General features: G+C 64.6%; 26 protein-coding genes. 11 read left to right on the top strand and 15 right to left on the bottom strand.

Translation table 11 applies throughout. The features are described 5' to 3' along the window. Positions 1 to 130: 130 nt before the first annotated feature. On the top strand, positions 131 to 484 hold the full coding sequence (gene uraH, locus J2X56_RS08280; RefSeq protein ID WP_034333215.1) for a hydroxyisourate hydrolase: 354 nt from the start codon (positions 131 to 133) through the stop codon (positions 482 to 484). A 503-nt stretch (positions 485 to 987) separates the two neighbouring features. Then, positions 988 to 3312 carry a TonB-dependent receptor gene (locus J2X56_RS08275; RefSeq protein WP_310159542.1) on the top strand — a complete coding sequence of 775 codons (2325 nt, stop codon included), beginning with the start codon at positions 988 to 990 and terminating at the stop codon, positions 3310 to 3312. 107 nt (positions 3313 to 3419) lie between these two features. Here the strand turns inward: J2X56_RS08275 and J2X56_RS08270 are convergent, their stop codons facing one another. Beyond that, positions 3420 to 3608: a hypothetical protein gene (locus J2X56_RS08270; RefSeq protein WP_034333213.1), complete on the bottom strand. Its 189-nt coding sequence runs from the start codon at positions 3606 to 3608 to the stop codon at positions 3420 to 3422. Between the two features lie 308 nt (positions 3609 to 3916). Next, positions 3917 to 4810, bottom strand: a complete 894-nt coding sequence (locus J2X56_RS08265; protein WP_310159539.1) for a LysR family transcriptional regulator — start codon at positions 4808 to 4810, stop codon at positions 3917 to 3919. 155 nt (positions 4811 to 4965) lie between these two features. On the opposite strand from J2X56_RS08265, the gene J2X56_RS08260 reads away from it, so the two are divergent. Continuing rightward, complete coding sequence (locus J2X56_RS08260) at positions 4966 to 5631, top strand: peroxiredoxin-like family protein (protein ID WP_121044845.1); 666 nt, start codon at positions 4966 to 4968, stop codon at positions 5629 to 5631. A gap of 37 nt (positions 5632 to 5668) precedes the next feature. Here the strand turns inward: J2X56_RS08260 and J2X56_RS08255 are convergent, their stop codons facing one another. The 5 genes from J2X56_RS08255 to J2X56_RS08235 are packed head-to-tail and all read right to left on the bottom strand — an operon-like array spanning position 5669 to position 9382. Further along, the gene (locus J2X56_RS08255) at positions 5669 to 6988 is read right to left on the bottom strand and encodes a tetratricopeptide repeat protein (protein WP_310159535.1); all 1320 of its coding nucleotides are present in this window, start codon (positions 6986 to 6988) and stop codon (positions 5669 to 5671) included. An 11-nt stretch (positions 6989 to 6999) separates the two neighbouring features. Then, entirely contained in the window at positions 7000 to 7470 is a 471-nt protein-coding gene (locus tag J2X56_RS08250) for a DoxX family protein (protein WP_310159532.1), read from the bottom strand. A 12-nt stretch (positions 7471 to 7482) separates the two neighbouring features. Next, positions 7483 to 8238, bottom strand: coding sequence for a DNA-binding domain-containing protein (locus J2X56_RS08245; protein WP_134134563.1), 756 nt, complete (start codon positions 8236 to 8238; stop codon positions 7483 to 7485). Further along, positions 8235 to 9086, bottom strand: coding sequence for a DUF692 domain-containing protein (locus J2X56_RS08240; protein ID WP_134134564.1), 852 nt, complete (start codon positions 9084 to 9086; stop codon positions 8235 to 8237). The genes J2X56_RS08245 and J2X56_RS08240 overlap by 4 nt, the downstream gene beginning before the upstream one ends. 20 nt (positions 9087 to 9106) lie before the next feature. Next, positions 9107 to 9382 (bottom strand): DUF2282 domain-containing protein, encoded by a 276-nt coding sequence (locus J2X56_RS08235; RefSeq protein WP_121044835.1) that lies wholly within the window; start codon positions 9380 to 9382, stop codon positions 9107 to 9109. Between the two features lie 238 nt (positions 9383 to 9620). Here J2X56_RS08235 and J2X56_RS08230 point away from each other — a divergent pair, with 238 nt between their 5' ends. Genes J2X56_RS08230 through J2X56_RS08210 form a run of 5 tightly spaced genes read left to right on the top strand, consistent with a single transcriptional unit; the run spans position 9621 to position 13056 of the window. Beyond that, positions 9621 to 10286, top strand: a complete 666-nt coding sequence (locus J2X56_RS08230) for a DUF1109 domain-containing protein (RefSeq protein ID WP_227022575.1) — start codon at positions 9621 to 9623, stop codon at positions 10284 to 10286. Positions 10287 to 10301: 15 nt separating this feature from the next. Continuing rightward, positions 10302 to 10931: a sigma-70 family RNA polymerase sigma factor gene (locus tag J2X56_RS08225; protein WP_039784802.1), complete on the top strand. Its 630-nt coding sequence runs from the start codon at positions 10302 to 10304 to the stop codon at positions 10929 to 10931. Beyond that, complete coding sequence (locus J2X56_RS08220) at positions 10928 to 11569, top strand: DUF1109 domain-containing protein (RefSeq protein ID WP_134134565.1); 642 nt, start codon at positions 10928 to 10930, stop codon at positions 11567 to 11569. Before J2X56_RS08225 ends, J2X56_RS08220 begins: the two co-directional genes overlap by 4 nt. A gap of 18 nt (positions 11570 to 11587) precedes the next feature. Next, positions 11588 to 12172, top strand: coding sequence for a chlorite dismutase family protein (locus J2X56_RS08215; protein ID WP_199725122.1), 585 nt, complete (start codon positions 11588 to 11590; stop codon positions 12170 to 12172). Then, entirely contained in the window at positions 12169 to 13056 is an 888-nt protein-coding gene (locus tag J2X56_RS08210; RefSeq protein ID WP_199725121.1) for an HD-GYP domain-containing protein, read from the top strand. The genes J2X56_RS08215 and J2X56_RS08210 overlap by 4 nt, the downstream gene beginning before the upstream one ends. A gap of 62 nt (positions 13057 to 13118) precedes the next feature. On the opposite strand, the gene J2X56_RS08205 is transcribed toward J2X56_RS08210, so the two are convergent. After that, a complete protein-coding gene (locus J2X56_RS08205; protein ID WP_134134567.1) occupies positions 13119 to 14927 on the bottom strand; it encodes a methyl-accepting chemotaxis protein in 1809 nt (602 codons plus the stop codon). Positions 14928 to 15178: 251 nt separating this feature from the next. Then, positions 15179 to 15958, bottom strand: coding sequence for a YdcF family protein (locus J2X56_RS08200; protein ID WP_375713566.1), 780 nt, complete (start codon positions 15956 to 15958; stop codon positions 15179 to 15181). Positions 15959 to 16104: 146 nt separating this feature from the next. Between J2X56_RS08200 and J2X56_RS08195 the strand changes: the two genes are divergently transcribed. Together J2X56_RS08195 and J2X56_RS08190 are read left to right on the top strand one after the other, a co-directional pair. After that, the gene (locus J2X56_RS08195; protein WP_252695293.1) at positions 16105 to 17523 is read left to right on the top strand and encodes an HdeD family acid-resistance protein; all 1419 of its coding nucleotides are present in this window, start codon (positions 16105 to 16107) and stop codon (positions 17521 to 17523) included. Further along, on the top strand, positions 17520 to 18368 hold the full coding sequence (locus tag J2X56_RS08190; protein WP_209567160.1) for an alpha/beta hydrolase: 849 nt from the start codon (positions 17520 to 17522) through the stop codon (positions 18366 to 18368). Before J2X56_RS08195 ends, J2X56_RS08190 begins: the two co-directional genes overlap by 4 nt. A gap of 137 nt (positions 18369 to 18505) precedes the next feature. Here J2X56_RS08190 and J2X56_RS08185 read toward each other — a convergent pair whose 3' ends face one another. From J2X56_RS08185 to J2X56_RS08175, 3 genes are all read right to left on the bottom strand, one after another. Next, positions 18506 to 18637, bottom strand: a complete 132-nt coding sequence (locus J2X56_RS08185) for a hypothetical protein (RefSeq protein WP_310159517.1) — start codon at positions 18635 to 18637, stop codon at positions 18506 to 18508. 681 nt (positions 18638 to 19318) lie between these two features. After that, a complete protein-coding gene (locus tag J2X56_RS08180) occupies positions 19319 to 19738 on the bottom strand; it encodes a hypothetical protein (RefSeq protein WP_039784805.1) in 420 nt (139 codons plus the stop codon). A 35-nt stretch (positions 19739 to 19773) separates the two neighbouring features. Then, positions 19774 to 20373: a gamma-glutamylcyclotransferase gene (locus J2X56_RS08175; RefSeq protein ID WP_034341210.1), complete on the bottom strand. Its 600-nt coding sequence runs from the start codon at positions 20371 to 20373 to the stop codon at positions 19774 to 19776. Between the two features lie 239 nt (positions 20374 to 20612). On the opposite strand from J2X56_RS08175, the gene J2X56_RS08170 reads away from it, so the two are divergent. Further along, positions 20613 to 20756 carry a hypothetical protein gene (locus J2X56_RS08170; protein ID WP_157845704.1) on the top strand — a complete coding sequence of 48 codons (144 nt, stop codon included), beginning with the start codon at positions 20613 to 20615 and terminating at the stop codon, positions 20754 to 20756. A gap of 71 nt (positions 20757 to 20827) precedes the next feature. Here J2X56_RS08170 and J2X56_RS08165 read toward each other — a convergent pair whose 3' ends face one another. From J2X56_RS08165 to aat, 3 genes are all read right to left on the bottom strand, one after another. After that, the gene (locus J2X56_RS08165) at positions 20828 to 21895 is read right to left on the bottom strand and encodes a quinone-dependent dihydroorotate dehydrogenase (RefSeq protein WP_121045336.1); all 1068 of its coding nucleotides are present in this window, start codon (positions 21893 to 21895) and stop codon (positions 20828 to 20830) included. Positions 21896 to 22047: 152 nt separating this feature from the next. Beyond that, positions 22048 to 22776 (bottom strand): arginyltransferase, encoded by a 729-nt coding sequence (locus tag J2X56_RS08160; protein WP_034341208.1) that lies wholly within the window; start codon positions 22774 to 22776, stop codon positions 22048 to 22050. Positions 22777 to 22896: 120 nt separating this feature from the next. After that, a complete protein-coding gene (gene aat / locus J2X56_RS08155) occupies positions 22897 to 23640 on the bottom strand; it encodes a leucyl/phenylalanyl-tRNA--protein transferase (protein ID WP_121044821.1) in 744 nt (247 codons plus the stop codon). Between the last annotated feature and the right edge of the window lie 7 nt (positions 23641 to 23647).

Here is a 23647-nt window from a genome sequence, read left to right as displayed (position 1 = left end):
CTGCGCGGTAAGGCATTATGTCCGCTGCATCGATGGCCGGTATAAGCGCACTCGTATAGGGTTTGGCGGGCGGCGGTATATCATCGGCGCTCACGATCACTCATCCATTACACAGCGAAAGGACAGCAACATGGGCAAACTGAGCACGCACGTGCTGGATATCACCAAGGGCAAGCCCGGCGCGGGCGTCAAGCTGGCGCTCTACGCGGTGACTGGCGGCGGCAAGACGCTGCTCAAGCACGCCGTCACCAACAGCGATGGCCGCTGCGATGCGCCGCTGCTGGAAGGCGAGGCGCTGCAGCCCGGCAAGTACGAACTGGTCTTTGCGGCCGGTGATTATTTTGCGGAACAGGGCGTGAGCCTGCCGGAACCGCGTTTCGTCGACGAAGTGGTGATTGCCTTCGGCGTGGCCGATGCCTCGCAGAACTATCATGTGCCTCTGGTGGTGTCGCCGTGGGCTTATTCGACTTATCGCGGCAGTTGATGATGCGCACCTGATTCATCTCTGGAATCGATGAATGAAAAATCCGGCCTTCGCGCAAGAAGCTGGATTTTTTTTATTTCCGCAAGAAGAGGCGCAGGCGTGACGATGCGCAATTCACCCGCGGCTTCTGGTGGCGTGACCGGATGTTGTGCGTGAAGGTAAAAGGGCAAGGATCAGCGCAGCGTGTTTGATGTGGATTAAGGGACGGAGGACGGAAATCGGGTCCAATCACCCCTCCTCTCTGTTGTATTTGCGGGCTGCGGCAATATGTCGCAGCCCATTTTTTTTGTTGTTCGCTGCCGCTAACTGCTTGTGCCAAAAGGACTTTCTTCGGATCCGCAAGCCGCTCTTGCCGGACGGCAGCACGGCCACGGGATTGCAGCGCACAGGCTGCGTGATAGATTGCGCCGATGAAAAAACAGGGAGTGCGAACGTCACGGCGGTCGCGGGTGCGGCTGCGCGCGCTTCCCTCACAACACCAAGAAAAGCCAGACATCCTCGCCATGAACACGCTGCCTGTTTGCTCCTCATTGTCTCCGTCTTCGCCGGCTTCTGCCGTCTCCCGTCCGCTTCGCCTGCATCCCTTGCTGCTGGCCGTGCTCTGCGCCTGGAGCGGCAGCACCCTGGCCCAGCAGGCCGCCGCCAGTGACGGCAGCAGCGAGGCCGCGACTTTGCCCACCATCGAAGTGCGCAGCAGTGGCTCGGTCGCCGAGCGCAAGCAACTGCCGCAGACCACGGCCAGCGTCACTGCCGATACCGCTGCCAACAGCATCAACGTCACCGACAGCTCGGATGCGCTGAAGTATCTGCCCAGCCTCTCGGTGCGCAAGCGCTACATCGGCGATACGCAATCCCCGCTGGCCACTCGCACCACGGGCGTGAACGCCAGTGCGCGCAGCCTGATCTATGCCGACGGCATCCTGCTCTCGGCGCTGGTGAACAACAACAATGGCAATGGCTCGCCGCGCTGGTTCATGGTGGCACCGGAAGAGATCGAGCGCATCGACGTGATGTATGGACCGTTTGCGGCGGAGTATCCGGGCAATTCCTACGGTGCGGTCACCGAGATCACCACGCGCATGCCGCAGCAGTTCGAGGCCAGCATCAAGGCGCAATATGCGCAGCAGGATTTCAGCCAGTACGGCGCGTCCGGTACCTATCGCGCGCAGGAGTACAACGTCGGCTTGGGCAATCGCAGCGGGGCGCTGGCCTGGCGCTTCTCGGTCAATCATCTGGACAGCTACTCGCAGCCGGTGACCTGGATCACCGCCACCAGCCTGCCGGCCGGCACTACCGGCGCGGTGCTGGCGCAGGATCGTACCGGCAAGAACCTGTATGTGCTGGGGGCCGGCAATCTAACCCATACGGTGCAGGACACGGCGCGGCTGAAGGTCTCCTACGACTTCACGCCAGCGCTCACGGCCACCTATACCCTGGGCTTCTGGCAGAACCAGGCCAGTGCCAATCCGCAGAGTTTCCTGAAGACCGCCAGTGGCGCCACGGCCTATACCAGCGGCTTTTCCAGCAACGACGTGGACCAGCAGCAATGGATGCAATCGCTGGAATTGCGCAGCAAGACCGGGGGCGAGTGGGACTGGCAACTGGCGGCGTCGACCTTGTCCGCGTCGCGTGACCTGACGCGCACCTCGACGGCCACCTTCCCGGCCGGCCAGAGCGGCGGGGCCGGCACCATCGCCGATGCCAGCGGCACCGGCTGGAGCACGGTCGATGCCAAGGGCATCTGGCGTCCACAGGGCAGTGCCCAGGTCATCAGCTTTGGTGCGCATGTGGATCGCTACACCCTGGCCACGCCGACCTGGAACACCAGCAACTGGATCAGCGGTGGCAACGGCACGCTGGCCTCCGACTCGCGCGGCAAGACCGAGACGTCGGCGCTGTGGGCACAGGATGTGTGGCGCTTGTCGTCTTCCCTGAAGGCCACGCTGGGCGCACGGTACGAATGGTGGCGTGCCTTCGATGGCCGCAATGTCTCGACCTCAGGCAGCACCGTCTTCGCGGTGAACCAGCCGGAGGTCAGCCACAGCGGACTCTCGCCCAAAGCCTCGCTGGCCTGGGCCCTGGCGGACGACTGGGTGACGACGCTCTCTACCGGCCGCGCGCTGCGCTTCCCGACCGTGGGCGAGCTGTACCAGAACGTGCTGCTCAATGGCGTCTATCTGCAGGCCAATCCCAACCTGAAGCCCGAGAAGGTCTGGTCCACCGAACTGGCCATCGAAAAGCAGTTGCAGGAAGGGCAGGGCAAGTGGCGCGTTTCGCTGTTCGAAGAGCGGGTGTCGGATGCGCTGATTTCGCAGAGTTCCACCATCGGCAGCGGTGTCGCCTCCTTCACGCAGAACGTGGATCGCACCCGCCAGCGCGGCATCGAGGCGGCCTTCGAGCGCAACGATCTGCTGGTACGCGGTTTCTCGCTGAACGGCAGCGTGACCTGGGTCGATGCCCGCATCCTGGAAAACAAGGGCTATGTCGCCACAACGGCGGGCGCGACCTCGGTGGGCAAGCGCACGCCCTACGTGCCGGAATGGCGTGCCACGCTGGTGGCCAGCTACAAGCCGGATGACCGCTGGACCTATACGGTGGCAGGGCGCTACAGCGGGCGGGTCTACGCGACCGTCGACAATACCGACATCAACACGCACACCTATCAGGGCTTCGATGGCTATACCGTCTTCGATGCCCGCGTGCGTTATCGCATCGACCGCCACTGGAGCGGTGCGGTGGGCGTGGACAACCTGACCAACCGGGATTACTTCCTGTTCCATCCCTTCCCGCAGCGCACGGTCTTTGCCGAACTGAAATATGACTTTTGATGAGGGAGGCCGCTGCTGTGGCTGGGTGGCCGGTTAGCCGGGCAGGCCGGAATGAATCCGGCTGCCGGATGAGGTGAGTTGAAGGGAGATGCGGGCGCGGCGTGGACTCAGCTGCCGCGCGCCTTCTCGATGGTTTCGCGGGCCGCTTCCATGAGGGCGGCCGGTTCCGGGGCGTTGGATTCCAGGTAGGAATTTTCCAGCGTGACCGAGAGATTGCTCATCTTCTCCGACAATTCCGCCAGCGCCACGCTGAGCTCACACATCAGGGCCGAGATGTTTTTGGGTGACTGCGTCATTACGTTTCCTTTTCAGATGTCGCACCTGGGCGGCCTGTCCAGGGCGACGAAAAGGGGGAATTCATCGCGCATCAAGCCGGTGCGTACCAATCGATTACGTCGTGAGCTTTGGCTATTCTAAGCCATGCCGGATGCCGGTACGACTGTACCTTGGTCTAAAAGTGCGACAAAAAGTGAAACTTTCTTCATCCGTGTTGCACGGTGGATATGGCTCGTGCCCCTGCGTTGCCGTCCTGGCATGCTTGGGGCGGCAGGCTTGCCGCGATGCGATGCAGGATCCATGCCACGCGTCCTGATCGACGCCTGCTTCAGGTCAGGATCTGCTGCTGCAGCATGATCTCCTCGACGAAATCAGCAAAGGCACGCGCCTTGGCACTGGCCAGCCTGCCGGTGGGAAAGACCGCCCACAGGGAGATGTCCGGCAGCGTCCATTTTTCCAGGACGCGTACCACGCTGCCGGCCGCCAGTTCAGGGGCGAACATCCAGTCAGAGGCAATGGCCAGACCCATGTCGGCCAGCACGGCCGCGCGGATGCCCTCGGCGGCGTTGAAACGCACCCGCCCCTGCACCATGACCGAGACTGCGGTACTGGCACGGGTGAAGGTCCAGACATTGTCCAATTGGCTCAAGGCCAGGGTCTCGTGCCTGGCCAGATCTGCCGGTACCCTTGGTGCCGGAACCCGCTCCAGATAGGCGCGGGTAGCCAGTACCGAGCGCCGCGTCGTGGCCAGTTTGCGCGCGACGCTGGCGGAATCGGCCAGGTTCCCCATGCGCAGGGAGACGTCGATGCCTTCGGCCACCAGGTCGATGGTGCGGTCATCCAGGATCACGTCCACCTCCAGTGCGGGATGACGTGCCAGAAACAGCGGCAGGAAGGGAATCACGAACAGCCGCGCAAAGGTGGGGGCGGCCGAAACCCGCAAGCGTCCGGCCAGGCCTGCACCGGCACCGCGTGCGGCCAGTTCCGCTTCCTCCGCTTCCTGGATGGCCACGCGGGCGCGCTCGAAGAAACGCATCCCCGCTTCGGTCGGCGTGAGACCGTGGGTGGAGCGCAGCAGCAGCCTGACCTTGAGCTTGTCTTCCAGCTGCGCCACGGTCTTGGAGACTGCCGGCTGTCCCACGCCCAGTACCCGCGCCGCCGCCGAGAACGATCCCGCCTCCACCACCCGTACAAAGGCCGTCATGGCCAGCAAGCGATCCATAGTGATCTCATTTATTCCAAAGTGGAATAAGCATTATAGCCATTGCCTGTCTGCCATTCTCGTCGGCAGAGGACCAGAATGCGCTGCATCGGTGGTGAGGAACACCGCCGAGCAGCCTTATCCCATTTACCTACCTCAATGACAGGAGCCTCTTCATGACTCTGCAAGACAAGCTGGACGCCTTCAAAGCCGACTTCGTGGCCGGCAAGCCACCCTACAACGTACCCGCACCGGTCATTGCCACCATGCAGCGCGCCACCGATGAACTGATCGCATCAGGGGCGGCCGCACGGGCGCTCAAGGCGGGTGACCGTGCACCGCAGTTCACGCTGGCCGATCCGGATGGCAAGCCGGTCTCCTCCGCCGAGCTGCTGGCCCGAGGACCGCTGGCGGTGAGTTTCTATCGTGGTGTGTGGTGCCCTTACTGCAATATGGAATTGCAGGCGCTGCAGGAAGTCCTGCCGCAGTTGCAGCAGGCCGGAGCCAGCCTGGTGGCGATCTCGCCGCAGCTGCCGGCCAACAGCCGCAAGGCGATGCGCCAGAACGGGCTGGAATTCCCCATCCTCTCGGACGCGGGCAATGAGGTAGCCGCCGCCTTCGGACTGCGCTTCACCTTGCCGGATTATCTGGTGGAGCTGTATCGCTCGCTCAAGAATGAATTGCCGGCTTTCAATGGCGATGCCAGCTGGACGCTGCCCATGCCGGCCCGCTACGTGATCGCGCCGGATGGCGTGATCGTTTATGCCGAAGTCAATCCTGACTACACCCGCCGTCCGGAACCGTCGGACATGTTGCCGGCCATCGCTCGCGCCATCGCCTGAGCGCGGCCAAGTCGCGCCGACGCTCCGGCGCGATCGTTCACCCCCGTGCCAGGACAACCAGTCCCGGCACGGCCTGCTGCATTTCGACGCGCAGGCTTTCTTCGCGCACCAGCAGCACCTCCAGGCCCGCGGCTTGCAGGCAGTGTTCGACATAACTGCGCTGGTGGCGGAAGCGGCCGCTGGGATGGAGCGTGTAGGGAGCGGCGTGTTCTTCACCAGCCAGTTCCACCGTGAAGATCAGATGGCCCTGCGTCTGCAGGGAGCGTCGCGCCGCTGCGAAGAAGGACGCCAGCTCCCCGCAGTAGATCAGCACGTCACAGGCGGCGATCAGGCCATAGCGTGCCGGATGGGCTGCCATCCATTCCACCACGTCCGCCTGTGCCAGCGCCGTGTACTGCGGGTGTTGCGCGGCATGACGCAACATGTTGGGGGAAAGGTCCACGCCTTCCAGAGCCAGCGCGTAAGGCGCGAGGACCGGCGCACACAGCCCGGTGCCGCAGCCGGCGTCCAGCACCACACTTGGCGCCATCCCCGGCAGGAAGGCGTTAAGCAACGTGCCCAGCACTTCCGGTCCGCGATAGTCCAGGTGGCTGACCAGGTTGCTGTCGAAGTGATCGGCATACTCATCGAAGCGACGCACGATGTAATCGCGCGGTACGCTGTGGCTGGGCAGACCCGCGTACGCCGCATGCATGTGGCTGGCGATGGGGTGGCCCGGCTCTTCCTGCAGCCACTGGCGGCAGACTTGCGCCGCTTCTTCCATCCGTCCCAGGAAGTAGAAGGAAATGGCCAGCAGCTCGCGTGACTTCCCCTCATGCGGAGGCAGTACGAAGGCCAGGCACTGGTAACGCGAACTCCGCATGCGGTCGCCCAGCGCAGCGTAGAGGTCAGCCAGCTGGTACAGGGCAGGGAGGCAATGCGGATCTCGCAACAGGGCCTGCTCGCAGGCGGCGATGGCAGCCTGCGGCTGGTGCTGCGCACGCCGCGCGGCGGCCAGGTTGGTCCACAGTTGGGCATCGTCGGAGCGCAAGGTCAGGGCTTGTCCGTAGGCCAGCTCCGCCTGGTCGAAACGCCCGCAGGCGAACAGGACGTTGCCCAGATCATTGCACCAGTCGGCATCGGGCGGGCTGGTGCGCGCGGCTTCGTGCATCAGCGCCAGGCCTTCTTCGTGCCGTCCGCACTGGTGCAGCAGTACGCCCAGGTAGTGCTGGGCCGGGGCGTACTGCTCCTCCATGGCGAGGACCAGGCGATAGTCCTCCTCGGCAGCTTGCAGGCGGCCCGCAGCATGGTGGTTGAAGGCCGAAGTGAAGCTTTCTTCAATGATGTCGGCCAGCAGGCCGGTGGACGGGCGATCCATCGTGTTTCCGTTCAGCGCAGACTGAAGCATCGGTCCAGCGACCACTTGCCACCGCCGCGCGCCACCAGGAGCAGCAGCAAGCCCGCCCAGGACAGGTGCGTGGGCCAGGCATCGGGATAGACGAAGATCTCGATGACGGTGGTCATGCCCAGCAAAGCCAGGGCCGCGCCCCGGGTGAAGAGGCCGAGGATCAGCAGCAGCGGGAAGAAGTGTTCCGCATAGGTCGCCAGGTGTGCGGCCAGGTCGGGTGGTACCAGCGGCAGGTGGTATTCCTCCTGGAACAGGACATAGGTGCTGTCCTTGATGTCAAGGAAACCGCTGACCTTGGTGCGGCCCGAGAGGAAGAAGATCGCTGCGATCGCCACGCGGGCGACCAGCGTCAGCACGTTGTCGCTGATCACCCTGGTGGCCAGGTCGGCAGCGCGCGACCACAGCGAGGGAGAGGGCTGCACGTCGGCAGGCAGGGTGGCGGGCTGGTTCATGAAAGTCTCCGTTCAGTGAAACGAGGTAAAGGCATCGGCCTGGATCAACTGGCCCAGCATGGTGCCGATCTCCAGGCCGGGCTCCCGGGCCAGCGCCTGGCCGGCAGCGCTGGCGATGCCGCAGCCATCGCGGCAGGCATCGAGAAAGCGTGCTGCACCCGCACTCAGCGGGCGCCACTGCACCTGGCCGTGCGGGCGTGTGAGCAGGGCTCCTTCGCCCTGCCATTCGGGGGCGATTTCGGTGTCGTCAGCATCGCTGCGGTTGATGCTCCAGATGGTGTAGACCGGATGCTGCGGATCGTGATGCCAGCGGCTGGCGGCATGCGGTACCAGCCTGATGTCCTGGCCGGCGGCCAGCGCCGTGTGCAGGGCCGACACGTCCAGCAGCGGGTCGTCGGCGGCCAGGTGCGCTTCGGTCCAGCAGCGGTCCAGGGTGGCGACGCCCGGCAGGTAGGGCAATTCCCGTGCCGCTTCCAGCGTGGCAAGGAAATCGGCAAAGCCCGCCCCATAGCAGATGAGGCTGGCTTCTTGTGGCAAGTGCTCGCGCGCAAAGGCTTGCGCTGCAGATTCCATCCAGGGGCTGCCGACCAGCCGGTGCACCGCCGGATAGTTGGCCAGCAGGGCGTCGACGCAGCCCTTGAAGACGGTATTGCGATAGACCGCGAAGGCCGGTTGCGCCAGCAGCGCGGCAACGCCAGGGTCGTCGCTCTGCCCGTTCAGGAGGGCCTGCAGGAAGCTGGCGTAGTAGCGATGGTCGGGGGCATTCATGCGGCTTGCTCCTCGTGCGCGGCAACTGCCGGATGCAGCAAGGTGCCGGCCATGTTGCGCTCGGCCAGCAGCACGTCGAAAGCGGGCACGTTGCCATCCCGTTCGATCAGGGTGGGACGCTCCCCGGTGCGTGCCAGCAGATGCGCGTAGAGCTCCCAGACCGCTGCCGCCACCGGGGCGTCATGGGAATCGACCAGCAGGCCGGGCAGGCTGGCATCGGCACTGTGGCCGGCCAGATGGATTTCGAGAATGTCTTCGAACGGCAACTGGTCCAGGTAGTGGCGCGCATCGGTGCCGAGATTGCAGGCGCTCACGTGCACATTGTTGACGTCGACCAGCAAGCCGCAGCCGGTCCGGCGCACCAGTTCGCGCAGGAAGTCCGGCTCGCTCCAGCTGTGCTGTTCCATGTGCAGGTAATGCGACGGGTTCTCCAGCGCGATCCGGCGCTGCAGAACATCCTGGGTGCGGCTGATGTTGTCAGCCAGGCGTGCCAGTGTGTCGTTGGTACGCGGCACCGGCAGCAGGTCGGGCAGGTAGTGGCCGCCGATGCGCGACCAAGCGAGGTGTTCGGACACCAGCGCCGGTTCGATGCGCGACACCAGTTGTGCCAGTTTGCGCAGATGCAGCGGATCGGGCGCGTCGGGCCCGGCCAGTGACATCGACACCCCGTGCAGGGCCACCGGATGATGCTCCCGGATCGCCTGCAGCCAGGCCAGGCGGGGGCCGCCGTCCATCAGGTAGTTTTCCGGATGGACTTCGAACCACAGTCCCGCGGCCTTGCAGGCCAGCGCTGCATCGAAATGCTGGGGTTTGAGACCCAGGCCGGCGGTGAGGGGTGACGTTGTCATGGCCGATGGCTCCGGAACGATCAGACCGGCTTGAGCGAGCCCATGCCGCGCGGAGTCTTGATCGAGGTGCAGGTGCCGGCCGGGACGTTCTTCCAGGCATTGCCCTGGTAATCCATCTTGGCGGTGCCGGCGCAGGTGGTGCCTTCACCAGCCTTGCAGTCGTTCTGGCCGGCCAGGGAGACGCCGTAGCACTTCTCGACGGCGGTCTTGTTCATCGGTTGCTTGTCTTGCGCCATGGCGACGCCGGAGGCGAGGGTGGCGAGGGTCAGTGCGGCGGTGGCGACGAAGTGGTTCATGGTGTGCTCCTGAAAATGGATGAAGTGGAAGATGACACTGACCGGCGTTTCGCTTGCTGCTGCTTTGCGTCCGATCTGCTTGTTAATTCGCAGGGAGTGGCTGGCCGGTTACAGCGCGATGAAGATTTTTTGAAAAAATATTTTTCGCGTCTGCTGTAACCGCAGCGCTGTTGTGAACGAATACAAAAGAGAGCGCGCCATTGCGCAGTCCGCCCGCAGGGGCACTAAGGGGATGTGAATGAAAACGATGGAACTGGTCAACATGCTGGCAACCGGAACGGGCGAGCCCCCCGGCCCCGTCCAGCGCAGCCTGGTGCGCAACGTGGCCGCGCGCATGGCGGTGGCGCTGGCCCTGGGCCTGATGGGTGCGGCCCTGCTGCTGGCCATACTCTATGGGGTGCGCAGCGACCTGCGTGAACTGTTGCAGCAGCCGCTGTTCTGGATGAAGGTCTCGTTCCCGCTGGCGGCCCTGCTGGCCGGGCAGCTGGCTGCCTCGCGCCTGGCGCTGCCGGGCATGCGCATGGGGCTGGCTCCGGCGGCAGGACTGCTGCTGCCACCGGCCTTGCTGTGGCTGGCCGGTGGCAGCTGGCTGGCGCTGGCGCCGCCCTCGCAGCGGCTGGACCTGCTGCTGGGCAGCAGCTGGGAAGTGTGTTCGGCCAATGTGGCCTTGCTGTCCTTGCCCACGCTGGCGAGCATGCTGTGGTTCCTGCGCGGGATGGCCCCCACGCAATTGCGTGCGGCGGGTGCGGTGGCTGGATTGGTGGCCGGCGCACAGGGCGTGCTAGTCTATTCGCTTTATTGCGTGGAGATGGCGCCGCCGTTCTGGGGTGTCTGGTATGTACTGGGGGTGGCGCTGCCGACGGGGGCCGGCGCCTTGTGCGGCCCGTGGCTGCTTCGTTGGTGATCTGGTGGCGTGCCCATGACTGAAAGTCCTTTCCTGTTGGCGACTGGCGGCCCGGCCTTGCCGGATGAGGTGGCAGGCCGTCCCGGCAAGCCCTCGCATCCCGCCGAGGAGCGCCTGCGCATGCTGCTGCTGGCCGGTCTCGACGGCGACGCCGTGGCCTATCGCCAGTTTCTGGCCGAATTGAGCGGCCGCCTGCGCGCCTTCCTGCGCAAGCGCCTGGTGCATCTGCAGGATGACGTCGAGGATGTGGTGCAGGAAACCCTGCTGGCCATCCACAACGCCCGCCATACCTATCGCCCCGATCAGCCGCTGACGGCCTGGGTGCATGCCATCGCGCGCTACAAGCTGATGGACTTCCTGCGCGCCCGTTCGCGCCGCGAAGCCTTCAACGACCCGCTGGACGAAGAGCACGACCTGCTCACCACCTGTGATGATGAACCGGCGCAGGCGCGGCGCGATGTCGGTGCGCTGCTGGAGGAATTGCCCGACAAGCAGCGTTTGCCGATCGTTCACGTCAAGCTGGAAGGCCTGTCGGTGGCCGAGACGGCACAACTGACCGGGATGTCGGAATCGGCCGTGAAGGTCGGCATCCATCGTGGCCTCAAGGCCCTGGCCCTGAAGATCCGGGAGAAACTGCAAGCATGAAGACTGAAGACCTTATTTCGATGATGGCCAGCGGCGTGGCACCGGTGGACCGGCGTTTGCCGGTCAAGCAGATGGCCCAGGCCCTGGTGCTGGGCGGCTTGGGTTCGCTGTTGCTGATGCTGAAGATCTACGGGCTGCGTCCCGATCTGGCGGTGATGCTGGGCGTGCCTCTGTTCTGGATCAAGCTGGCCTTTCCCACCACATTGGCCGTGGGGGCCATGCTGGTGCTGCGACGCCTGGTGCGTCCGGGATTGCGCGTGGGTGCCAATTGGGCAGGCATCGCCCTGCCTGCCATGGCAGTGTGGCTCGGTGGCGCAGCCGTGTTGCTCAGTGCACCGGTAGCCCAGCGGCTGCCGCTGCTGATGGGGATCAGCTGGCGCAGCTGCCCGTTCAACATCGCGCTGCTGTCGATTCCACTCTTCATCGGCATCTTCTGGGCCGTGCGCGGCATGGCCCCGACCCGGCTGCGCCTGAGCGGTGCGGTGGCTGGCCTGCTGGCCGGTGCCACGGCGACCATGGTGTATTGCCTGCATTGCCCGGAGATGGGCGTGCCGTTCTGGGGAATCTGGTATTTCCTCGGGATCCTCATTCCGGCAGCACTTGGCCTGCTGCTGGGTCCGCGCCTGTTGCGCTGGTAAGTCCTGGAGAGATTGAGCATGAGCGTGATCCATACCGCATTCGTCGCTGGTCTCAGTGGAGGCTGGCGTATCCTGCGCGTCGACGCCGTGGTCGGCGAATCGCTGGCAATGGCGGGAAGGCTTGCCGTCGCCGGTCCCGGCGAGGCGCAGTCCACCGCTACGACTGGCGTGCAGTGGCGCCTGGACGGTGCCACCGGTCATGCGCGTTATGCCACGCGGCACGAACTCGATACGCTGGGCGCGGTGCAACAGGGTCTGGGGCGGCCCGAGGCGCGCTGCGCAGCCCTCATCCCGATCCGCAAGAACCCGGCCTGGTGGGCGCTGGCGCAGGATGAGCGCCGCGCGATCCTGGAGGAGCAGTCGCACCACATCGCCATCGGACTGGAGTACCTGCCACCGATTGCGCGCCGTCTCTACCATGCGCGCGAACTGGGCCAGCCTTTTGATTTCCTGACCTGGTTCGAGTACGCGCCGGAACACGCTGAAGCATTCGAAGAGTTGGTCGCGCGATTGCGCCGGAGTGCCGAATGGCAGTTCGTTGATCGCGAGGTCGATATCCGCCTGGTCTACGATGAGCCTGCCCGACAAGGAGCTGCCGGATGAATCTGCTTTCCCTGTGGCAGCGCGCCACCCGCAACAAAGCTGCGCGCCAGGCGGCACATGACGAGCAACTGCTGATGAGCCTGTTCCTGCTGGCCTGGGCGGTGGAGGCGCGCGATCCCTATACCGGCGGGCATCTGTGGCGGGTGGCGCGCTTGTCGCGTCTGCTGGCGCATTCCGCCGGACTGCCCGCGGAGCAGGTGGCCCGCATCACCATCGGTGCCTTCCTGCATGACCTCGGCAAGATCGGCATCCCCGATGCCGTACTGGGCAAGAAATCGCGGCTGGATGAGGCGGAATATGCGGTCATCAGGACGCATCCCGAGATCGGCCACCGCATGCTGGCGGGCCACCCGCTGGCAGCCCTGGCCGAAGAGGCGGTGCTGCTGCATCACGAAACACCGGACGGGCGCGGCTATCCCTTCGGACGGCGCGGTGAGGACATCCCGCTGGCTGCGCGCATCGTCGGCATCTGCGACGCCTTCGACGCCATGACCAGCACGCGTCCCTATCGCAGCGGGATGCCGATTGCACGGGCCATGGAAATCATCGAGGGTGAGCTCGGCAAGCAGTTCGATGCCGAGTTGGGACGCCGCTTCATTGGCCTGCAGGCCGATGCGGAACTGGCCCACATCGTGGGCCACAGCGATGAGGGCATTCCTCTGCAGCGCTGCCTCTCATGCGGCCCGATCATCGTACGGCCCCGGGAAGCCGTGGCCGGCGATACGCTGTACTGCCCGGCCTGCCATAGCGAATACACCATTGCTCCCAATGAGCAGGGCCTGCTGGCCAGCGGCAAGCAGGATACGGCGCGCGCACTGGCGGTGGCGCCCGACTCCGGGCTGATCAGCCGGCTGGTGGGGGAAAGCCGCGCCGCCCTGGCCTGAATGGCGTCTCCATGAAAAAAGCCCGCATGAAGCGGGCTGGTGTTGCGCAAGGCAAGGGGGGCTCAGAAGGTTTCCCAATCCCCTTCATCGTCGCCCGCAGGCAGGCGCGACGGTTTGCCAGCGGGCTTGGCTGCGGGTGCCTCCGCCTTGGGCGCGGCGGCTGCAGCGGGTTTGGCCGGGGCGGCCTTGGGTGCTGGAATGGTCGCACGTGCCGCCGGAGCCGCCGCCGGCTTGCGCGGCGCAGCGCTCGCCGATGCGGCAGGTGCCGGGCGTGCGGCCGGCTTGACCGCCGCCGGTGCAGATGGAACGGCGCGCGCCTGGCTGCCATCAGTCTGGAAACGTCCGACCAGACCGGCCAGGGTGGCCGCCTGATCCTGCAGCGATTGCGCCGCAGCGGCGGCTTGCTCCACCAGCGCGGCGTTCTGCTGCGTCCCCTCATCCATCTGCGTGATCGCACGGCCGACTTCGGCGATGCCGGCGCTCTGCTCCTGGCTGGCCGAGCTGATTTCGCCGACGATGTCGGTCACGCGGCGCACGCTGGCCACCACTTCGGTCATGGTGGCACCGGCCTGTTCGACCAGCTTGCTGCCGGTGTCGACCTTGGCCACCGAGTCATCGATGAGCGACTTGATCTCCTTGGCGGCCGAGGCCGAACGCTGGGCCAGAGAGCGCACTTCCGAGGCCACCACCGCAAAGCCGCGCCCCTGCTCGCCGGCGCGCGCCGCTTCTACTGCCGCGTTCAGCGCCAGGATGTTGGTCTGGAAGGCGATGCCGTCGATCACGCCGATGATGTCGGCAATCTTGCGCGAGCTGTCGGTGATGCCTTCCATGGTCTGCACCACCTGGCCGACCACGCTGCCACCCTGGATCGCCACTTCCGATGCCGATTCGGCCAACTGGTTGGCCTGGCGCGCGTTGTCGGCATTCTGCTTGACCGTGGCGGTCAGTTCTTCCATGGCCGAGGCGGTTTCCTCGATGGAGCCGGCCTGTTGCTCGGTGCGGCTTGACAGGTCGAGGTTGCCGCTGGCGATTTCCTGGCTGGCAGTGGCGATGGTGTCGGCCGAGGTCTTGATGTTGGCGATGGTACTCAGCAGCGAATCGCGCATGCTGCGCACTGCGTAGAGCAGGCTGCTCCGATCGCCCGGTGCGGTGTCGATGTTGGGGGTGAGGTCGCCTTGGGCGATGCGGTTGGCGACCTCGGCCGCCTTGGCCGGATCGCCGCCAATGGTGCGCAGGATGCCGCGGTTGATCACGATCACCAGCGCTATCAGGGCCGCCGCCACCACGGCAAAGAGGATCGCCATCTGTGTCAGCGTACGCATGAAGGCGGCGTTGATGTCATCCATGTAGGCCCCGGTGGTCAGGTTCCAGTCCCAGGGCTGATAGGCGATCACGAAGGAGGTCTTGGGCACCGGTTCGGCCGCCCCGACTTTGGGCCACAGGTAATTGACGAAGCTGCCGCCGGGCTGGCTGCCGGCCTTGGTGATCTCGACGAACAGGTTCTTGCCGGCCGGATCCTTGAAGTTGGTCAGGTCCTTGCCGTCCAGTTCGGTCTTGATCGGATGCATGACGATGATCTGCGCCGAGGTGGAAATCGAGAAGTAACCGTCGGTGCCGTAGCGCAGACTCTTCATGGCGGCTTTGGCGCGTTTTTGCGCTTCTTCCTTGGTCAGCGCGCCGGATTCGGCCAGCGCGCCATAACCCTTGACCATGGACAGCGCGGTCTGGCCGATGTTGGTGAGGTCGTTCTTGCGCTCTTCCATGCGCACATCGCGCACCATGACAGCGCTGAAGATGGATATCGCCAGCAGTGCGATGAGGCTCAAACCGAGTGGCAGCCACAGTTTCTTACTGAAGGACAACTGGCCCATGATGATATCTCCCATTGTGTAGAGGCGCTCGCTGGCATCGTTGTGCCGGGACGGTGGCACCTGGCCTGGCGGGCCGGGTGCATCGGCTTGCGTGAGCGTGTTGTTGCTAGGTCAAGGTAGTGTGCACGGGCGTTTACTGACGAAATGCGCGCGACTTTGTCACTCTACCGCGCCGTCGCCGTGCTGAATGGCGGAACAGGAGGCGCAAGGGCATTCATTTTATGAGTTGGCTTGTGCTGCAACCCTTGTTTTCACTGCCCCACGGCGCGCCTGAGGCTGTACCACAGCTGACCGACCCACTCGCGCAGGGCGTAGCTGGCCAGCTCCAGGTTGCCGGCGCGCGGCAGGTAGTCGGTCAGGCGCGGGCGCGACCGGCCGGCGAACACGGTCGGCGCGGCCTGCACCTGCAAGCCGGTGTGCGCAAAGACGCGCATGGCGCGCGGCATGTGGATGCTGTCGGTCACCAGCAGGATGCGTTCGATGCCGTCAGCCTTGAGCATGGCGGCGGAATAGCTGGCGTTCTGGGCGGTGGTATCGGCGCGCGTTTCCTGCCAACGCACCGGCACCCCGAAGTCGCGCTGCAGGTTGCGCGCCATCAGCGCGGCTTCGCTTTCGGGCGAGCCGTCGGGGCTGCCGCCCGTGACCAGGAGCGGCAAGCCGGTGTGGCGCGCCAGATAGGCCGCGTATTGCAGGCGCTTCATGCCGATGGCGGTGGAGTCATCGCTGCCGCCGTATTCCGGTGCCTGGTCGATCCGGCCCGATCCCAGGACGACGATGGCTTGCGCATTGCCGGCGCTGGCCAGTGGAGCGTATTGCGCTTCCAGTGGCCGGATCACCCACAGGGCCCCGATGCGCGTGCTGAGTACCAGCAGGATCAGGGCGCCCAGCAGCATCAGGGCCAGGCCGGGGCGGGGCGCGCGACGGCGTAGCCAGAACCCGGCCAGGCACATCAGGAAGGGCGAGACGGGCGGCAGCAGCAGGCTGCTGGCAAGGGCGGAGATCAGGACCGGCAAGGACATGGACATGGACATGGGCGGCAGCAAGGGAAGACAGCCCGGCATTGTGCGCGATTGCGACCGCGTCGGCCAGCCTTGCCGGCAGGGCGATTTGCCTCGCCGCAGGGAATCCCCCAGAATGCGGGATCGCAAAGGGAAGGGCGCATGCCCCGGAGAATGCCGTGATACGACTTGTCTTGTTATTGCTGGGTGCCGATTTTATCCGCCGCAACTGGCATGCGCTGGCCGTGGCCGGCCTGGCCTGGGGCGCCGTTGGCGTCTCGCTGATGATCGATGCGCTTGATGGCGTGCTCAATTTCCCGCTGACCCTGTTCGGTTATCTGCTGCTGGTGGAAAGCCTGGTAACGCTGTGGATGGCCAATAGCGGCGTGGGAGCACAGAAGACGCTGCGCTATGCCAAGGGCGGACTGTTCCTGCTCATTGCGGTGCTGGTCATCACCCAGCACCAGGCCAGCAACATGGCGCTGGCCATGCTTTTTGGCATTGCCTTCACCATCGGCGGCTCGCTGCAGATCACTTCGGCGCTGGTGGTGCGCTTTCCGCGCTGGCGCACGGCCATGTTCGGGGGGATCGTGCAGATCCTGCTGGCGATCTTCTTCTTCCAGCCTTACCCGACGCATTACAAGGGCACGGTACCGTATTGCCTGGCGCTGGGCCTGATCTTCGGCGGCTGGAACATGATCTGGCTGGCGCTGCGCAGCCGCATGCTGCCGCAGCAGGCCTCGGCCGATGTGCTGGTTGCGCGCAACAGCGGCGATGACCGCCCGTTCGATGCCGGCTTGCATGACGGTGCGCCTGACCTGCAGGCGCAACTGGGTGCCGGGGCGCCGGCCCCGGCAAAGCCGCCTTCCGGGGCACAGCCCCCGCTGACCGTGCACGTGTGGACGCCCGCCGGCAGCGCCAAGGGCCCTGCCCGACGGCAGCCGCTGATCGACCGCTACATCGCCGCCGTCGACAACCAGGGGGTCATCTCGACCGGCCATGCGGCGCTGGAAATCCTGCCCGAGCTCTACATCAGCCTTTATCCGGCCGAAGAAATCGACCGCTCGCCGGACCAGTTTGCCCGCCTGCTGCGCGCCACGGCCGACAATGACGTCAAGGGCCGCTACCTGACCGACTACCGCAGCGAAGCCGCCGCCTGGTGTGAATCGACCGAGAAGATCGTTTTCCGTGATTACCGCCGCGCCTCGCTGGACCGCTTCTGGCAGCACTACCGCCAGACCGAGATTTACAACCTGACCTATCGCAACTGCTCCAGCACCGTGGCGCATGCGCTGGAGGCCGCGCTGGAAGGCGTCATCGGCGGACGCGACCGGCACTGGTTCAATGCGGTCAGGATGATGTTCACGCCGGAGATCTGGGTCGCCAGCCAGATCCGCAAACGCGCCGTGACCATGGCCTGGACCCCCGGCATGGTGCTGGACTATGCCCGCGCGCTGCGCGCCGTGGTGCATCCGCGTCCGCTGTCCTGGGCCGCATCGCTGCACCTCGCCCTGCGCCAGAGCCGCCGCCTGCGCAAGGCCTGGCGCACCGCGCGCCGCCAGGCCGACGTCAATTCCACTCTTCTCGACAAACCATGACGCTTCCCCTCCCGGTACAGGAACACTGGATCGACGCCGCCGACGGCACCCGGCTGTTTTGCCGCGACTGGCTGCTGCCCGGGGCCACTTCGGCCGTGCAGATGGTACATGGACTGGGCGAGCACGGCGGGCGCTATGGCGCGCTGGCGCAATTGTTCAATGCAGCGGGCTGTTCGGTGCGCATCTGCGACCATCGCGGCCATGGCAATTCAGGAGGGCGGCAGGGCAGCCTGATCCAGCCGGATGACCTGCTGCGGGACCTGAAGCAGACCTTCGATGACTTCAGCCGCCGCACCCAGTGTACGCCGCTGCTGTTCGGCCACAGCATGGGCGGGCTGGTCGCGGCGCGGTTTGCCACTGGCGGTTTCAGTCCGGTGCGGGCACTGGCGTTGTCCTCGCCGGCCCTGGCGCTGGATTTGTCGGGCTGGCAGCGGTTGCTGCTGAAGGTGTCGTCGGCCATCGCGCCGGGGCTGGCCCTGCCGACCGCCTTGCCGGCCGAGCGCATCTCGCACGATCCGCATGAGGTCCGGGCCTACCGGCAGGACCCGCTCAACCACGGCAAGATTGCGCCGCGCATGCTCAATTTCATGCTCGATGCCATGCACCATGTGGCGCGTGATGCCGCCCAATTCACGCGGCCGGTGCTGCTGCAGGTGGCGGGAGACGATGCCTTCGTCGCCCCGCGCGGCAGCCGGGCCTTCTTCGAGGCGTTGCCGGGCGAGCGCAAGACGCTGCACTGGTATGCCTCTGCCTATCACGAGATCTTCAACGAGGAAGCCGGGCTGCGCGAGCAGGCCATGCACGATTTGCGGGAGTGGCTGGGGCAACTGCCGCCTGCGGAGTAAAAACCGGACAAAGCAGGCGGGATGGAAAGATGAACGCTGAAATCAGCGTGAAGAAGGGTTCAGGATTTAACCTGAAATTACGCATGTAAAGCGCCGTGACGGGCTCCGCCAGGAGCCGATCCGGCGCTTTTGTTCATTCAGTGTTGCCCGCTGGGAACGTTGATGAACTGGCAGCGGCTGTCAAAGCCGACGAAGCCGGGCGCGCAGGCGCAGCCTTGCACGGCCAGCAGCAGGGCGGAGGCGGCGAGGAGAGAGGCAAGTCGCTTCATGCTTCACTTTCGTTGCGTTGGCAAAGCTTGCGAGTGTAATGCGCTGCAGCAGCTTTGCAAGTGAGGCCGCGACCTGACATTTACCTGCAGGCGGCTACCAACATTGCACCAAGGAACATCACTCAGATATCAATAATGATGATAATGGTGCAATTTTGCGCCAGAATGGTGCGGATCATGCCGCCGATCCGGGCCAAAAGAAAAAGCGGCTTGTCAGCGTTGCAACGCGACAATGACCGCTTTTCAGAACTGCTCCGGGATGCCAGCGGGTCTCCTTGCGGAGACCGGCGATCACCCGGCCAGGAGGCTGCTTACTTGACCGAAATCAGGTAGCGCGCGACCATGGCGCCGATGAGCAGGGTGTACGGGAGGATGTCGGCGACGATGTTCATGGTGAGCTCCGTGAGGAAGAAATTGATCTGTTGCATTGCAATATATTCGCTTCACGGGCGTGCTTCCACTTTTGAATCCCAATACCAGTTATCTGATTTGTGAATAATGTCGCCTTGCGTCGTCAGGGGCGTCCGGATTTAAAAAATATTTCCTTTTAAATCAATGGCTTGATAATTCCGTCTGGCCAGAAGCGACCAGCCCCTGTGATACGGTGTGTCGTCCGTACCACAGGGGCTGAAGTGTAAAACTGCGCAATCCGTCGCAATTTGTTGCGTCGGAGGATCAGGCTTACTTGGCCAGTTGCAGGTTCAGGCCGCGCAATTCGGTACTGATCTGTATCTGGTAGCTGCCGCCCTGGGCGACTTGCAGGGTCAGCTTGTCGGTGGTCGGCCCGGCATTGCTGCCCAGGCTGTTGACGCGTTTGACGCTGAAATCGTAGCTGCCGGGCTTGAGCCAGATCGACAAGCGCTCGCCACCGGCGATCTGGGCCAGCACGACATCGTTGATGGCCAGTTCCAGCATGTCATTGTTGAGCAGGCCGGCGGCGCGCGTGAAGCTGATCTGCGACAGGCCGGCGGCCTGTTCGGTCATGCTCTTGATGTAGACGCGGGCGGCGGGGATATCGCCGCTGGCGGTGCGCTCCACCGGTGTGGTGCAGGCGGTCAGCGCCATGAGGAGGGTGAGGCTGGCAGCGAGGGACTTGATCATGTTCTTCTTCCTTGTGGGCGTGTTCAATGCGGTGCTCAGGGGCGAGGGGCAGACGATAGCACGGCTGGCTGCCCGGTCAGTTGCAGCAGATGTTGTTCGATGGCGAACACGTGGCGGTCTTCGGCGCCCAGGTCACGCAGGGCCTGGGCCAGCTTGAGCAGGTATTCGCTGTTGCGGCCGCTGGGACCGACCGCACCGGCGATCTGGCGCGCGATCTCCAGTTCGCTGGCCGGGCCGGCGAAGGCTTCATTGTCTTCGGCGGCGATGTAGATCAGGCCTTCTGCTGCCTGGCCGTCCTCGAAGCGCATGGTGGTGGCCAGGCGCAGATAGCCGTTCTTTTCGCGATGATCCAGATGGGCAAAGACTTCTGGCGTGATCAGGTAAGCCATGCCGGCACAGTCGGCGCCTTCTTCTGGCACCAGGGTCACGACCCGGCCCGGTGCCTCGGCGGTGCCGCGGTGATCGTGCGAGCCTTGCCAGAAGCGCCGCGCCCAGCCGGTGATGTGGGCCGGACGGCGTTCCAGATAGGGGAAATCGGCCTTGAAAATGATGGAGCCGTAACCGAACAGCCAGACGCTGGCCTGGTCATCGAAACGGCGCATCTGGCGGTTGATGGCGATGGTGTTGACGGACATGGAGACTGAGCAGGGCGACGGCCGGGCGTCGGAAACTTGCCATTATAGAGGGGAACGGGCAGGCGTTTTTGAGCGAAAACTTTCAGGGATAGTCATCGAATCCTGAACTTTTGCGCATAAAATGCAGCCTGCCGGCCCCCTCTGCTGGCCGCAACGGTCCATGCGGCGGCGCTGTCCGCCTGCCCTTGGGAGGGGAGTGCGGCCATCCGGGGCCTCTTCCGAATCTTCAGGGGAATATCATGCGTGTCGTCGTCATGCTGCTGACGCTGGTCGTCGGTGTTGTGCTGGCCGGTTGCGAAAAGACCGACTTTGAAAAGAAATCCGAATCCGATGCCAATGCGCGCCGGATTTTCAATCTCAAGAAGGAGTCGTCCAAGGACTGAACGCGGCGATTTCCCAAAGAAGAACAGCAGGCACGCGGCCTGCTGTTTTCATTTGCGCGCGACGGATGGTTTCAGTGATGCGCGGCGACCGGGCCCTGCGGAGCGCGCAGCGCCTCGGCACATTCATGCACCAGCGCCGGTCCCTGGTAGATCAGGCCGGTGTACAGCTGCACCAGTGAAGCGCCGGCATCGATTTTGGCGCGCGCATCGGCACCGCTGAAGATACCGCCCACCCCGATGATGGGCAGGGCGTCGCCGATTTCCGCCTTCAGGCCACGGATCACCTGGTTGGACAGTTCCAGCACCGGCTTGCCCGACAGGCCGCCGGCTTCTTCCCCATGCGGCATGCCTTGCACGGCATCGCGGGTGATGGTGGTGTTGGTGGCGATGACGCCATCGATCTGGTGACGCAGCAGCGCGTCGGCAACATTCTTCACTTGCTCCAACTCCATGTCCGGTGCGATCTTGAGCACGACCGGTACGTAGCGGCCATGGTGATCGGCCAGGCGGCGCTGGGCCGACTTCAGCTGCGACAGCAGGGAATCCAGTTCAGAGGCCCCCTGCAGCTGGCGCAGGTTCTTGGTGTTCGGAGAAGAAATATTCACCGTCACATAGCTGGCGTAGGGGTAAACCTTTTCCAGGCAGGCCACGTAATCCTCGGCGGCGCGCTCGATGGGGGTATCGGCATTCTTGCCGATATTCAGGCCCAGCACGCCCTGACGCTCCTGGTAGAAGCGCGAGGATTGCACATTGGCCACGAAGGCATCCACCCCGCCATTGTTGAAGCCCATGCGGTTGATCACTGCGCTGGCGGCCGGCAGGCGGAACATGCGCGGCAGCGGATTGCCCGGCTGGGCGCGCGGCGTGACCGTGCCGACCTCGATGAATCCGAAGCCCAGTGCGGCCAGGCCGTCGATGTAGGCGCCGTCCTTGTCCAGCCCGGCGGCCATGCCGACCGGATTGGGGAAGGTGATGCCCATGACGGTACGCGGATCGGCGGCCGGCTTTTTGGTGACGAAGTCCGTCAGGCTGTAGCGCGCGGCACAGCGCAGGGCGGGCAGCACCAGATGGTGCGCGGTTTCAGGTTCCAGAGAAAACAGCAGCGGGCGCGCGAGTGCGTAGAGGAATTTGTCGGACACGATGGGACGATCAGGAAAGAAGAGGGCCAAAAAACTGCCGCTATTCTAACGCGTGCCACCGCCCATTCCCTGCCTCGGCGGAGTAGTTGCCCCCAATTTGATCCCGCTACCCCTGTTTTTGCAGACGTTGCGCCACAAAGGTGAAGCTTGCTTCAGCCTTCCAGCAGGCTCCATTCCCCTTCATGGAGGGCTTCCAGCGGCTGGTAGTTGGTTTTGTAGGCCATTTTCTGGCTTTCCTTGATCCAGTAGCCGAGGTAGACGTAGGGCATCTCCAGCTGGCGCGCCTGTTCGATCTGCCACAGGATGTTGTAGGTGCCGAAGGACGCTGCGGGCAGGTCGGGATCGAAGAAGGTGTAGACCGAGGACAGGCCGTCATTGAGTACGTCGATGATGCTGACCATGCGCAGGGTGCCGTCAGGCTCGCGGAATTCCACCAGGCGGGTATTGACCTTGCTCTGCAGCAGGAACTGCGCGTACTGATCGCGGCTGTCCTGATCCATGCCGCCGCCGGCGTGGCGGGCGCACTGGTAGCGCAGGTAGAGCTCGTAATGTTCGTGGGCGTAGGTCAGGTTGGTGACCAAGGTTTGCAGGCCGCGATTGCGTTCCCAGGCACGGCGCTGGCTGCGGTTGCGTTCGAAGTCGGCTACCCGGATGCGTACCGGGGTGCAGGCATTGCAGCCGTCGCAGTAGGGGCGGTACGTAAAGATGCCGCTGCGGCGGAAGCCGGTCTTGACCAGTTCCGAGTACACATCTGCATTGATGAGATGGGAGGGGGTGGCCACTTGCGAGCGGGCCTGCTGGTCATCGAGATAGCTGCACGGGTAGGGCGCGGTTGCATAGAACTGCAACGTGGAGAACGGCAAGTCTTTGAGATGCGTCATGTGCGTCCTGTCCTGTCTTGCGGGAGGCCGGCGGCGAGGTCTCTGCTGCCCCGTGCGGTCCCTGGAGTCAGGTTCCAATTTACACCATTTTGATGCCTGCAGTGAAGAACCGCGCCAGGCTCAGTCGCGTCGGGCCGACGGGATGCCGTGCTCGAGCAGGTTCAGCGGCTCCCAGCCCCGTATCTGCGGCCACTGGATGGCTGCGCGCAGGTGGCGCAGGAAGTCGCTGCGGGGGATCGGGCGAGCGCCCAGCGAGGCCAGGTGCGAGGTTTCCTGCTGGCAGTCGATCATCTCCACGCCGTGGCTGCGCAGGAAGAACACCAGATGCGCCAGCGCCACCTTGGAGGCGTCGCTCACGCGGGCGAACATGGATTCGCCGTAGAACATGCGTCCGATGGAGACGCCATAGGCCCCGCCGACCAGTTCGCCGTTGAGCCAGACTTCGGAGGAGTGGGCGTAGCCGGCGCGATGCAGGCCGGTGTAGCCGGCCATGATCTCGGGCGAGATCCAGGTGCCCTGTTCATGGCGGCGCGGTCCGGCGCAGCCTTGCATGACCTGTTCGAAGACGGTATCGAAGGTGACTTGCCAGAGGCCGTCGCCGTGGCGGCTGCGTTCGATGCGGCGCAGGGTCTTTTTGAGGCTGTCGGAGACGACGAAGTGATCGGTGCGCAGGACCATGCGCGGATCGGTACTCCACCAGAGGATGGGCTGGCCTTCGGAGAACCAGGGGAAGATGCCGTGGCGATAGGCTTCCAGCAGCCGCTGCGGCGACAGGTCAGCGCCCGCCGCCAGCAGCCCGGCCGGGTCGGCGAGGGCGCGGGAGACATCGGGGAAGGGCGTATCGAGGTCCAGCCAGGCGATCATCCGCGTG

The organism is Herbaspirillum sp. 1173, assembly GCF_031455335.1.
GTDB classification, from domain to species: domain Bacteria; phylum Pseudomonadota; class Gammaproteobacteria; order Burkholderiales; family Burkholderiaceae_D; genus Herbaspirillum; species Herbaspirillum huttiense.
The sequence above is the reverse complement of the archived record's forward strand: the minus strand, read 5'-3'. Positions and strand labels throughout refer to the sequence as shown.